The sequence below is a fragment of the Mycobacterium sp. MAC_080597_8934 genome (genome assembly GCF_000523975.1).
GTDB classification, from domain to species: domain Bacteria; phylum Actinomycetota; class Actinomycetes; order Mycobacteriales; family Mycobacteriaceae; genus Mycobacterium; species Mycobacterium avium.
In genome coordinates this window covers 96,502-108,874 of the sequence record NZ_JAOS01000015.1, presented here as the reverse complement: position 1 = coordinate 108,874, position 12,373 = coordinate 96,502, and the positions used below count along the sequence as shown (strand labels likewise).

At 68.5% G+C, this 12,373-nt stretch carries 8 protein-coding genes; 2 read left to right on the top strand and 6 right to left on the bottom strand.

Annotated elements, in window-relative coordinates; translation table 11 throughout:
* Window positions 1-14 precede the first annotated feature (14 nt).
* Together NF20_RS08090 and NF20_RS08085 are read left to right on the top strand one after the other, a co-directional pair.
* The gene (locus tag NF20_RS08090) at window positions 15-1,385 is read left to right on the top strand and encodes a cytochrome P450 (RefSeq protein WP_044543785.1); all 1,371 of its coding nucleotides are present in this window, start codon (window positions 15-17) and stop codon (window positions 1,383-1,385) included.
* Between the two features lie 76 nt (window positions 1,386-1,461).
* A complete protein-coding gene (locus NF20_RS08085) occupies window positions 1,462-2,061 on the top strand; it encodes a class I SAM-dependent methyltransferase (RefSeq protein WP_033711529.1) in 600 nt (199 codons plus the stop codon).
* Between the two features lie 28 nt (window positions 2,062-2,089).
* On the opposite strand, the gene NF20_RS08080 is transcribed toward NF20_RS08085, so the two are convergent.
* From NF20_RS08080 to lysX, 6 genes are all read right to left on the bottom strand, one after another.
* On the bottom strand, window positions 2,090-3,940 hold the full coding sequence (locus tag NF20_RS08080; protein WP_033711531.1) for a putative bifunctional diguanylate cyclase/phosphodiesterase: 1,851 nt from the start codon (window positions 3,938-3,940) through the stop codon (window positions 2,090-2,092).
* A 112-nt stretch (window positions 3,941-4,052) separates the two neighbouring features.
* Window positions 4,053-6,182 (bottom strand): Rv1355c family protein, encoded by a 2,130-nt coding sequence (locus NF20_RS08075; protein ID WP_033711505.1) that lies wholly within the window; start codon window positions 6,180-6,182, stop codon window positions 4,053-4,055.
* An 87-nt stretch (window positions 6,183-6,269) separates the two neighbouring features.
* The gene (locus NF20_RS08070) at window positions 6,270-6,929 is read right to left on the bottom strand and encodes a TetR/AcrR family transcriptional regulator (RefSeq protein WP_033711506.1); all 660 of its coding nucleotides are present in this window, start codon (window positions 6,927-6,929) and stop codon (window positions 6,270-6,272) included.
* Between the two features lie 70 nt (window positions 6,930-6,999).
* Entirely contained in the window at window positions 7,000-7,401 is a 402-nt protein-coding gene (locus NF20_RS08065; protein WP_080711174.1) for a hypothetical protein, read from the bottom strand.
* A 23-nt stretch (window positions 7,402-7,424) separates the two neighbouring features.
* Window positions 7,425-8,909 (bottom strand): alpha/beta hydrolase, encoded by a 1,485-nt coding sequence (locus NF20_RS08060; RefSeq protein ID WP_176470386.1) that lies wholly within the window; start codon window positions 8,907-8,909, stop codon window positions 7,425-7,427.
* 78 nt (window positions 8,910-8,987) lie between these two features.
* A complete protein-coding gene (lysX, locus tag NF20_RS08055; protein ID WP_416332321.1) occupies window positions 8,988-12,356 on the bottom strand; it encodes a bifunctional lysylphosphatidylglycerol synthetase/lysine--tRNA ligase LysX in 3,369 nt (1,122 codons plus the stop codon).
* Window positions 12,357-12,373: the final 17 nt, after the last annotated feature.

Sequence of the window (12,373 nt, the reverse complement as noted above, 5' to 3'; positions counted from 1 at the left end):
TCTAGGGTCGAATCGTGTCGGTCGCCGAACCCAAGCGTGACATCGCCGAATTGCCCTTGGCCCCCAAAAACCCGCTTTCCTATCGCGAACGGCTAAGGGCCATCAAGGAATTCCACACCGGTACTAACAAGCTTCGCGATGCGGGCGGACCCGTCACCCGGGTCACCCTGGGACCCAGGTGGCTGATTCCACCGATCGTTTTGGCGACGTCCCCGCAGGGCATCCGCGACATCGTCAGCGTGCGGGACGGTTCGATTGACAAGACGAGCACGGTAGCCACCGAGCTGCGCCGACTGCTCGGTCCGAACCTGTTCGTCCTGCCCCACACCGAGTGGTTGCCGCGCCGACGGACCCTGCAGCCGGTGTTCACCCGTCAGCGTGTCCGTGAGTTCGGGGGACACATGGCCGAGGCCGCGGAGAGCGTGTGCGCCGGGTGGCCCGAAGACACCGAGATCGACCTGGATGCGCAGTGCCGCACACTGACCTTGCGCGCGCTGGGCCGCTCGGTATTGGGTTTGGACCTCGACGAGCGCTCCGACGCGATCGCCGAGCCCCTGCGCGTGGCGACGAGCTACGCGGTGCGGCGGGCGCTGCGGCCGCTGCGCGCACCGGAGTGGCTGCCCACGCCGTCCCGGCGGCGCGCCCGCGCCGCGGCCGGCGCCATTCGCGCGCTGGCGGATGAGATCCTGCAGGCGTGCCGCGCCGACCCCGGCCGGGAGGCCCCGTTGGTGCATGCGCTCATCGCGGCCACCGACCCGGAGACCGGGCAGGCGTTGTCGGACAAGGAAATCCGCGACGAAATGATCATCTTCCTGTTCGCCGGCCACGACACCACGGCGACGACGCTGACCTACGCGCTGTGGGCGCTGGGCCGCCATCCCGAGTTTCAGGCGCGGGTCGCGGCCGAAGTGGCCGAGTTACCGGACCGTCACCTTACTCCCGATGACGTTGCGCGGCTGGGATTTACGGTCCGCGTGCTCCAGGAGGCGCTGCGGCTGTGCCCGCCCGGGCCGACCGGAACCCGGATGGCCACCCGCGATGTCGAAGTCGCCGGCTACCGCGTCGAAGCCGGAACCATGCTGGCGTTCGGCAGAATGGCGGTACAAACCGATCCGAGCCTGTGGGACGCCCCGCTGCGCTTCGACCCGGATCGATTCGATCCCCGCCGTGCCGGTGATCGCGACCGGTGGCAGTACCTACCGTTCGGGGGCGGGCCGCGCTCGTGCATCGGGGACCACTTTGCGATGCTGGAGGCCACGCTCGCGTTGGCAACCATCGTTCGCCGCGTCGAAATCGAGTCCCTGTCCGACGATTTCCCGCTGGCCGTGCCCTTCACCATGGTCGCGGCGGCGCCGATCAGGGCCATGGTGAGACGACGGCGCTGACGCTGTCGTGCTTGGCCTCGCTCGTCGCCGGGGGGCGGGCGACGCTCCGGCTGCGGTGAATGCCATCATTGCGGCTATGGCTTCACGGCGCGCACGATTCCGGTTCTTCTACCGGGTCGGCTTCACCCCCTGGGAAGGGCATCCGATCGGGCAGGGTCTGCGGGATCTGGTCGAAGGGGCCGCTGGCACGCAGGCGCTGCCCACGGGCTGGGCCCTCGACTTGGGGTGCGGCACGGGGGATTGCGCTATTTACCTCGCTCAGCACGGCTGGAATGTCACCGGAGTCGACTACGTCGCGAAGCCGCTCGACAAGGCGCGCGCGAAGGCCGCCGCCGCCGGCGTTGCGGTCGATTTCGTCCGTGCCGACGTCACGCAGTTGAGCCAGTCTGGGATTGGGGCGGCATTCGATTTGATCGTCGACAACGGCTGCATCCACAACATGAGTGGCGGCGATCGCGACGCGTATGTCCGGGAGGTCAGCGCCGTTGCGGCGCCCGACGCACGGCTGTTCATCGTCGCGTTTCCTCCCGGGGGCCGGTTCGGCGTGCCGGGCATCGATCGCGCCGAAATCGAACGGCGGTTCACCGCGGGTTGGACGCTGTTGTCCACTGGCGAGGAGCGGGCGCTCGACGACAAGACCCCGACGTATTACTACCTATTTCAACGCCGCCCGTGAGCGCGGGGGTACTGCGCTCTCGGCGGATCTAGACCGCTGGCCCGGTCTCGGAGAAATTCATGGGGACGACGCGCTGGGCGAGAAGCGACTCCATCGCGGCACTGTCCAGCGGCCGCGATAGCAGAAACCCTTGGGCGCGATGACAACCCAAGCTGAGCAGCGTTTGGGCCGCGGCCACCGTTTCGACTCCTTCGGCGACAACGCCGAGCCCGAAGGCATCGGCCAGGGCCAGCGTCGAGCGGACGATCGCCAGGTCGCCGGCGTTCGTATCGACACTGTGCACGAAGCCCTTGTCGATCTTGAGTGAATCGACGGGAAGAGACTTCAGATACGTCAGCACGCTGTACCCGGTGCCGAAGTCGTCGATGGCGATCTGCACGCCAATGTCCTTCAACCCGAACAGGGTTTGGCGGGTAGCGTCGATGTCCTGGACCACGACGCTCTCGGTGATCTCGAGGCAGATAGTGCTGGGATCGAGGCGGAACTCGTCGAGGGTGGCCGCGACCGTGTCTACGATGCCTGCCGTGACGAGCTGTACGGGAGACACGTTGATGCGCAGCACCGCTCCCTTGCCGACACCACGCGATTGCCAGAGCCCGAATTGCGCACAGGCCGAATGCATTACGAGACGACCGAGTTTGGCGCCCAGGTTGATCGATTCCACGACCTGAATGAACGAATCGGGCATCAACAATCCCAGAGTCGGGTGTTGCCAACGCAATAGCGCCTCGGTGCCGAGCACCGCGCCGGTGCGCATGTCGAACTCCGGCAGGTAATGCAGGACCAGGGCACCGCTGGCTCCGTCGATCATCCCTTCCAGGTGCAGTTCGATGTCGTTGCGGATCGTGTCCGTCGTCGACATCTCCGGCCTGAACGTCGCGACGTTGTTTCCGCCGGAACTCTTGGCCGAACGGGTGGCCTGGTCGACTCGGCGCAGCAGGTCCGACGTGGTCTCGTCGCCCGGCGCACCGGCCGCGACACCGATACTCACTGTGCGACTAAGCATTTCGTGGTCGATCTCGACCTGCTGGTGCAGCAGGCCGTGCAGCGACCGGGCGAACGCCTCGGCCGCTTCGACGTCCATTGGCGCCTCGGGCACGACAACGAACTCGTCACCGCCGAAGCGAGCGATGACCGACGGAATGTCGATGGTCTGGCGGATGAGCGCGGCGAAGGCCTCGATGAACCGGTCGCCGGCGTGTTGCCCGAGGCGACCGTTGATGACCTTGAACCGGTCGACGGCCAGGAACACGACCGAGACCGGGCCCGGTTGCCCCGGGGCGAGGCGCTTGTCGAGGTATGCGATGAGCGCCCTGCGGTTCAGCAGCCCGGTGAGTTCATCGTGCTCGGCGAGGTAGTGGATCTGCTTCTCGGCGACGACGCGGGCCTGCAGCTGCGCGAAGAGCGCCGCGATTGCCTGCAGCGCATTGAGCTCTTCGGGCAGCCATTCGCGGTCGCCGGCCTTGCCGAAGGCCAGCGTGCCGGTCGTCACGTCCCCGGAGAGCAGGGGCACGGCGGCAAGCGAGACGGTTCCCCAGCCGGTGCCCTCGTCGATATTGCGTTGATAGTCGGCATTTGCCGCCTCCGGGCGGACCACCTGGGGCGCCTTGAGGTGTTCGGCCTGCGCGAACACGGAGTCGGCGTCGGCGAAATACACCACACCGAGCGGGTCTGGGTCGGCATTGCGTGGCGGCCACTCGGCGACGAGGATCGTCGCGCGGATCGTGTGGTCGTTGTGGCGCAGGAAGCTGAAGTCCACGCCCAAGTCGCGAACCAGGTTGCCGAGCACCCGTTGGCTGATCGCGGCCGAGTCCGCCGCCGTCGCCGCCATCAATTCGGCGGCAGCAGCGGTGACCAGGTAGTCCAACGTGCCCGACATTTCCATTACCGTAGCTTCAACGGGGGAACGGGGCGGGCAATGTGCCCGGAGTCACGAATCCGGCCGCGCGCCGGACTCACAATCGATATGCAGTGTGCGAGCAGCCAGCCGCTCAATTGCGCACCCGGGTTCGTTCGACGCTGCGCCGGCTCGGCACCGATGCCGGCGGTGCGGCGGTGAACCGGAGCAGCAGCACCGCGGCTTCGTCTTTGGTTATGTCCGCCAGTGCTCGGAAGTTGCGCTCCAATTGCATTAGCTCGCCGGCGAATTGGGGTGACAGCTGGTCGAACTCTGCCCGGTTGTGGGCGTACAAGAAGACCGGCGAGACGGGCTGCACCGCGAGCCCCAGGCGCTGGGCGATGATCCAGACCAGCTCGACGGCAGCCCCGCCCCGCGCATAGTCGCGCAGCTCACGTCCCCGGACGGTGATTGCGGCCAAGGCCGAACTGGCCAGTATCCGGTCGCGCGTGTCTTCCCCGAGTGCGCCGCCCGCGTTCCATCGGGCGAGGTAGGCCATGACGTCCTCGCGACGCAGGATGCCGAGGAGCGCCAGGTCGCCGGCGTCGAGTTCCAGGCTGCGCACATCGATTCCGGTGTCCGGGTCGGCGTCGCCGGGCCAGCGAAGTTCGGACACCATTTCCCGGTGCAGGTGTGGCGTTAGATAGCGGATGCGGTCTGATGCGGCGAGAAGCATTGCCGCACGTGCGATCTCGTCACGGCCGGTGATCAGGTGCAGTCGCGCGCACTCGCGGTTTGCCGCGTCGCCGAGCGCCTCGATGGTCGCGGCGTCGACCGCTCGCGGGCTTCCGTGATGGCGATTTGTCTCGCGCCGGATCATCGACTGATAGAGATCCGCGAGCCAGGGGTCGGTGCCATCGCTCAGGTTTAGAGTGGCGCGCACCGGCGACCCGTTGACCCGTTCACTGAGGCTGAAGGGCCCGAGAACCTGGTGCGCCGCCGCAGCGATCCTGGCGTTCATCAGAGCTGCGCCCACCGCGACGGAGCTGCCTCGGAACCCGACGTCCATCGTCGAAGTATGTTGGGCGGCAACGTCGATGGTGATACTGGTGGGTCCGGCTTGGACAAACCAGGGCTGGACGTTTCCCCCGGAGGGGGCGCGGATCGCGGCGCTGGCGATGGTTCCGGCCATTCCGGGCAGTTCCGGCGCCTCGTGAACGTCGTCCACCGGTGTGGGGCCGTGCCGAGTCATGTCAGGCTCGTCGAGTCGGTCGAGCGCCCAGCCGATATCGATGCGGGTGCGGCCCGAGCGGAGCTCTTCGCCGAGTCCGATCCGACGCACGCCCTCCGCCAGCGCCGCGGCACCGAGGATGACGTCCGACGCGAGTTGGGGCCAGGTCGACACCGTGCGGTCGATCTCGACCAATGATGCGGCCGTGCGGGGCGAAAGTCGTTCCGCTTCAAGGTGACGCAAGATGTGGGGGACCTTCTCGCGGCTGCTCATACCCGGGAGTAGGCCGATGTCGAGGTCGCCGAGTAGGCCATGCAAGATCGGGCGCTGCGGCTCCTGGTCGAAACGCTCCACGTCGACTAGTCCGCGATCGCTGGTCGCCATCAACACCGGAATCCGGCGGGCGCGGGCGCCTTCGCGCAGTACCGCCTTCATGTCGAGCGAGTCACACTCTTCGATCACGATGTCGAGGCCGTCCAGGAACGCGTCGACGGTGTCGAAGGTGAGCCCGGCGGCGAAGACCTCGACCGGCAGGTACGGGTCGAGTTCGGCAACCCTGCGCGCCGCCACGCACGCCTTATTGACGCCGAGGTCGAATACGGTGGCGGGCACCCGATTCAGGTTCGACAGCTCCATATGATCGAAATCGGCGAGCCGAAGCCGGCCGCACAATCCCTGCGCGGCAAGGGTGTGCGCGATGACGTGGCCGACGCTCAGGCCGGCCACCCCGACCCGGAGCGTAGCGAGCCGGTCCTGCTCCGCGGAAGTGATGTTGTTGCGGTTGCGGTCCAGGCGCACGGCACGGTACCCGCGGGGGCCGAGCACCGCCACGACGGCGCGTCGCCATGGGTAGTAGGCCCATCGGCCGGGCTCCGCGAGAAGCTCGGGAGGCGGTGCGGGACGCAGGTTGGCGAGGTTGGCCATCTGCGTGTCGAGCCGATCGATGAATTCCACGTTCGGATCGCCTTGCAGCCGCTGCAACTCCGGCATGTCGTCGGGGTTGTCGGCGTCGAGAAGTTGCGCGGCATAGGCGGATACGGCGGACTCATGCATGGTGTCTCGTGTATAGCACCTGGGTCGTGGGCGGGACCCCGTTTCTGAAACGTGCGATCGGCGGGTACCTCCGACGCGGCTGGGGGGTCACTCGCCGCGCCCGTGCTCCCGGGCTTCGGGTGCATCGAGGAAGAGCCCGTGCCGGATGAGACTGGTGACGGCGGCGTCCCAGCGTCGCAGCTCCGGCTCGGCGAAGAACGATTTGCGCAGGCGCAACTCGATGTAAGGATGCAAAATGATGGCACCGACCCGCAAGATCAGTGGGTTGAGTGCCGCCCACTCGGGATCGAGATCGGGGCGGGTGTTGCCCTGCCGGACGAATTCGTCGCGCTGGGCCGCGCTGATGGCCAACAGCCCGTCGAAGATGACCGCCCCCAGAGTTCCGCCCTCGGCGAGCGCGCGCCCGAGATAAGACATCACGTCAGGGCGTTCGGCCATCAACGAGGTCAGGCGCTGGCCGGCATCGTCGAGGCCGTCAACCGGCGCATCGGTCAACGCCGTCGCTTCCAACGCCTCACCGACCTGAGCCAGTACGTACTGGTCGACGGCGGCGACTAGCGCCAACTTGGTGCCGAAGTGGTGCTGCACGAGCCCGACCGACACCTCCGCGGCTTCGGCGACAGTGCGCAGCGATGTGGCGGCGACGCCGCGAATGGCGAAACAGCTCAGCGCCGCGTCGCGTATCCGCTCCTTCGCCGATCGTTGCGCGGGGGGCGGATCGTACGGAAACAGCCGGGTGGGTCCCACGGCCTGACAATACCTTCGTATCGCTCAGCGATACGCGCGTATTGCCCTGTCTCGCAGACGATCGGCCGCGTTACCGCATCTCGCGTTCGAGATACCGAACCATCTGCTGCCAGTACACCAGCGTCAGCGCCATCTGCAGGGCGGTCGCGACCAGCGCGGGTCTCAGCCGATGGCGATGGGCGGCGATCACCGCAACCAGCGCGGCCGCCGACGTCGCCGCGCTGACCACCATCGCCGCGTCCCGGGGCCGGCGGGTGATCCACAGTGCCTCGCCCAGCATCGCCCGTGTGGCCCAGGCGCGGTGATGGGCCGGTTCGCCGAAGATGAACGGATTCACCGCCAGCCACAGCGCAATCCATACCGCGTGCTTGGCCCGTCGCGTCCAGGGCGGCACCAGGATCAGCGGCGTGCTCGCCCATCGGGACCACGCGCTGCACGGGTGGCAGTGCCGCGCGAAGACCGCACGCCGCACGCGCGCAACCGACGCCACCGGCGCTATCGCTTGCCGGTGTTGGACCGCTCGGCCGGGACCACCAGCGGAGCGCCGACGGCCGGGGACGACGTGGCGGGCAACGGGGTTCGCGGGATTCCGGGAGTGCCCAGCGCCCCGGCCAGCCAGGGCAGCGCGGCCGCGAACGCGCGGTCCGCGAACGGCCAGTCGTGCCGACCGGGCTGCGGCACCACGGCGCAGTCGATGCCGTTGGCGCGGCCCAGCGCACACAGCGAATAGGCGGCGGCGGTCTGGTTGCCGGGGTTGGCCGCGGCCTCGCGTGCCGCGAGCCGGATGGCACCGCTGTCGCTGAGCTGGATGTCACGCCGGGGCGCGGGCGGGCCGTCCGAGGAGATCGCGAACCAGCCGGCCACGTCGCGGTACGGTCCGTGCCGGTTGATCACCGTGGTCGGATCGAATGCCGCCCAGGCGTCGGCGTTTCCGCCGAACAGCCGGGCGATGGTCTGCGCCTTGTTGCCCGCATTGGGGAAGAAGTCGCCGGCGACGTCGACGAACGCGCTGAACAGCTCCGGGTGCATGACGGTCAGATCCACCGCGCAGGTGCCGCCCATCGACCACCCCGCGACGCCCCAGTTGGACCGGTGCGGGCTGACCCCGAACGCCGAGATCATGAACGGCACAACATCTTTGGTGAGGTGGTCGGCGGCGTTGCCGCGGACCCCGTTGACGCACTCGGTGTCGTTGTTGAAGGCGCCGCCGGAGTCCACGAACACCAACACCGGCGCCTGGCCGTGGTGGGCGGCCGCGAAGTCGTCGATCGTCTTGACCGCGTTGCCCGCCCGGGTCCAGTCCGCCGGGGTGTTGAACTGACCGCCGATCATCATCACCGTCGGCAACGCCGGCGGCGGGGTGGTGGCGAACCATTCGGGCGGCAGGTAGACCAGCTCGCCGCGGTGTTTGAAGTGCGAGCCGTCCGACGGGATCGCCACCGGCACCACGGTGCCGTGCGGCGGCCGGATTCGACTGGCGGCCATGGCGGTAACGGTGGCCTGGTCGGTCTGGTCGGGCAGCGGGCCCGACGTCAGCTGACTCCACGCGGACTGCACCGTGGGGAAGTAGCCGACCCACAGGTTGAGCACCAGGGCCGCGCTGAGCAAGCACAGCGGAACCGCCAGCACCGCGGCGCCGCGCCGCCAGCGGCGCGCGGTCCGCCAGCCCAGCACCAGCACCGCCACCGCCGTCCCGGTCAGCATGACCCAGAGCCACAGCGCCGCCGGGGCGGGCTCGTCGGACAGCCCGCGGTCGACGATGTACCAGTGCGTCAGGTAGGCCACGGCGGCGCCGGCCAGCGCGGCCGCCGGCACCCACACCGTCCGCCAGCGGCGCGACCGCCAGCCGACCGCCAACGTCAGCACGACACCGGCCAGCACCTGGACCGTCATCGGCACCCAGCCATGCATCAGCGAGGTGTGGCTAAACGCCAGGAACTGTGCGGGTGCACCGTTCGGGGAGTCTGTCACGTGAGTCATTGTGATCTATTGTTAACCGGCCTGGAACGTATTCACCGAATGTTCGCCCCGGGTTGGCCGAGTGTCGGATGGCCTCCGCTAATGCGGCTTGGCCAGCGGAAACGGCAAGGTTTCGCGGATGCTGCGGCCCGTTATGAGCATGACGAGGCGATCGACGCCCATGCCCAGCCCGCCCGTCGGCGGCATCGCGTACTCCATCGCCTGCAGGAAGTCCTCGTCGAGTTCCATCGCCTCGGGATCCCCGCCGGCAGCTAACAGCGACTGCTCCTGCAGGCGGCGGCGCTGCTCCACCGGATCGGTCAGCTCGCTGTAGGCGGTGGCCAGTTCGACACCCCAGGCCACCAGGTCCCACCGCTCCGCGACCCCGGGCCGGCTGCGGTGCGGCCGGGTCAGCGGTGACACCGAGGTGGGGAAGTCGACGTAGAACGTCGGCTCCTCGGTCCGGTCCTCGACCAGGTGCTCGTAGAGCTCGAGCACCACCGCGCCGGCGTCCCAGTGCGCGCGGTAGGGGATGCGCGCCGCGTCGGACAGTTTGCGCAGGGTGGACAGCGACGTGCCGGGGTCGACCTGCTCGCCGAGCGCCTCGGACACCGCGTCGTGCACGGTCTTGACCGCCCAGATCCCGGAGATGTCGACCGGTTGCAGCCGGCCGTCGGCGCCGGGCCGCAGCACGGTCTGCTCGCCGTGCGCGGCCTGGGCGGCGTTCTGGATCAGCTCGCGGCACCCGTCGATCCACACCCGATAGTCGGCGTGCGCCTGGTAGGCCTCCAGCAGGGTGAACTCCGGGTTGTGGCTGAAGTCGACCCCCTCGTTGCGGAACGCCCGGCCCAACTCGAAGACGCGCTCCACGCCGCCGACGCACAGCCGCTTCAGATACAGCTCCGGCGCGATGCGCAGGAACAGATCCATGTCGTAGGTGTTGATGTGCGTGACGAACGGTCGGGCGGTGGCGCCGCCGTGGATCTGCTGCAGGATCGGGGTCTCGACCTCGATGAATCCCTTGGCGAACAGGGTCTGCCGGACTGAGCGCAGCACCTCGCTGCGCGCCGCGATCAACTCCCGCGACTCGGGGTTGACCGCCAGGTCGACGTAGCGGGTTCGCACCCGGGCCTCCGGATCGGTTAGCCCCTTCCACTTATTCGGCAACGGCCGCAAGCACTTACCGATCATCCGCCAGTCGGTGACGATCAGCGACCGGGTGCCTTTCTTGGAGAACCCCATCTGACCGGACACCTCGACCAGGTCGCCGAGATCGATGGCCGCGGTGAAGTCGGCCGTGCGGCCCCGCCCCAGACGCGAATTGTCCAGCAGCACTTGCATTTCCCCCGACCAGTCCCGCAGCTGGGCGAACAGCACCCCACCGAAGTCGCGGATCCGCAGGATCCGGCCGGCGACGGTGATGTCCTGCTGGTCGTCGGCGTCCAGCGCCTGCGCGACGGTGTGGCTGGGCGGACAGCCCACCGGATAGGCGTCAACACCGTTGCGCTGCAACACCTTCAGCTTGGCCAGGCGCACCCTAACCTGCTCGGGCAGCCGCGAGCGCGCCTCCTCGGCGTCGGTGCGCTCCGGGCGCAGCCCGCTCACGTCCGGTGCCGAGCCGTCGTGGTGCAGCAGGCCCGACTGCGCCAGCCGGGCCGGCACGGCGGGGTGGTGGCCGGTGTGCACCTTGTCGCGCCGGCTGAACGGCAACACCAGGAAGCCCTCGGCGATCACCGACGCGACGCCGACCCGGGGGATCAGCCGGGCATCCTCGTAGCAGGCGTAGCGCGGAACCCAATCGGGTTGGTACTTCATGTTCGAGCGGTACAGGGTCTCTAGCTGCCACCACCGGGAGAAGAACAGCAGCAACCCCCGCCACAGCCGCGCGACCGGGCCGGCGCCCAGCTGGGCGCCCTGTTCGAACGCCGACCTAAACATCGCGAAGTTCAGCGAAATGCGGGTGATACCAAGGCTTTCGGCGTTCAACGCCAGCTCGCTGACCATCAGCTCGATGGTGCCGTTGGGTGAACTCGGCGACCGGCGCATCAAGTCCAGCGACACACCGGTGGTGCCCCACGGGACCAGCGACAGCATCGCGACCACGCTGCCGTCCCGGTCGATGGCCTCCACCAGCAGGCAGTCCCCGTCGGCCGGGTCACCGAGCCGGCCCAGCGCCATGGAGAAGCCGCGCTCGGTCTGGGTGTCACGCCAGGCGTCGGCGCGGGCGATGGTGTCGGCCATCGCCTCGGGGGGGATGTCGCGGTGCCGGCGGATCCGCACCGTCAACCCGGCGCGGCGGGCCCGGGTCACCGCCTGGCGGACGCCGCGCATGTCCGGGCCGGACAGCTTGAACTCGGAGGTGCGCAGGATGGCCTCGTCACCCAGCTCGAGCGCGTTGAGGCCGGCCTCGCGATAGGTCCGAGCCCCCTGCGTGCTGGCGCCCATCACGCCGGGCGCCCAGCCGTAGGTCTGGCACAGGCCCAGCCAGGCGTCGACCGCCTGCGGCCACGCGCGGGGATCGCCGATCGGGTCGCCGCTGGCCAAACAGACCCCGATCTCGACCCGGTAGGTGATGGCGGCGCGTCCGCTCTGGGCGAAGACCACCGATTTGTCGCGGCGGGTGGCGAAGTAGCCCAGCGAGTCGTTCTTGCCGTACAACTCCAGCAGTCCGCGGATGGCCGACTCGTCCTCACCGGTCAGCGCGTTCTCCGCGCGCTGGGATTGAAAGAGCACGATGGTCGCCATGATCAGCGCGAGCGTGCCGAACAACCCGAAGATCGCGTTGAGGAACACGTGCGGGCGGCCGGTGAAAAGGTCCGGGTCGGCCAGCGCGAAGCCGACCACCCGGTTGACCACGTAGGGCAGCCGGTCCTGGCGGGCCAGGGTGCCGGGGAACAACTCGACCAGGCCCCAGGACACCAGGATGCCCACCACGTCCCCGGCGACCAGCACCGCGGCCGCCTTGACCAGCGCGCCCTTGCGGACCTTGGCCCAGAACTCCCGATACGCCAGCACCAGCAGGACGATCGCGACGATGTGGACGGCGAAACCCAGGTTCTCGCCGAAGATCTCGGCGGCGGTGTTGTCACCGGCGGCGATGTCGGCGACGTTGAGGGCGGCGGCCAGGATCATGTTGCCCAGCAACAGCAGCCAGGCGATCCGCTTGCGTGCCGTCAGCGCCGCCGCCAGCAGGGCCAGCACGAACGACCAGGCGATGCTGGTGTCGGGGAAGTTGAACAGGTAGTCGTTGATGAACTCGCGCGGGACCTTGATCAGGTACCGGATCAGCGGGGACACGCTGCCCAGCAGCGACACCGTGGCGATCACACCCACGGTCCACCCGGCGGCCGCCGGCACCCAGCGATACCGCGAGGTCGACCGGTTGCGAGGCCCCAACCGCGGCCCCGAACGAGGACCCGAACCAGACCTCGAACCAGGAGATGCGAGTGTCACAGACCGCGAGGATATGCCCTCTATCCGTGAAA

Bases quoted from the DNA above. Each gene is read 5' to 3' on its own strand.
- NF20_RS08085 (WP_033711529.1), top strand. From the start codon at position 1,462: ATGGCTTCACGGCGCGCACGATTCCGGTTCTTCTACCGGGTCGGCTTC.
- NF20_RS08080 (WP_033711531.1), bottom strand. From the start codon at position 3,940: ATGTCGGGCACGTTGGACTACCTGGTCACCGCTGCTGCCGCCGAATTG.
- NF20_RS08075 (WP_033711505.1), bottom strand. From the start codon at position 6,182: ATGCATGAGTCCGCCGTATCCGCCTATGCCGCGCAACTTCTCGACGCC.
- NF20_RS08060 (WP_176470386.1), bottom strand. From the start codon at position 8,909: ATGACTCACGTGACAGACTCCCCGAACGGTGCACCCGCACAGTTCCTG.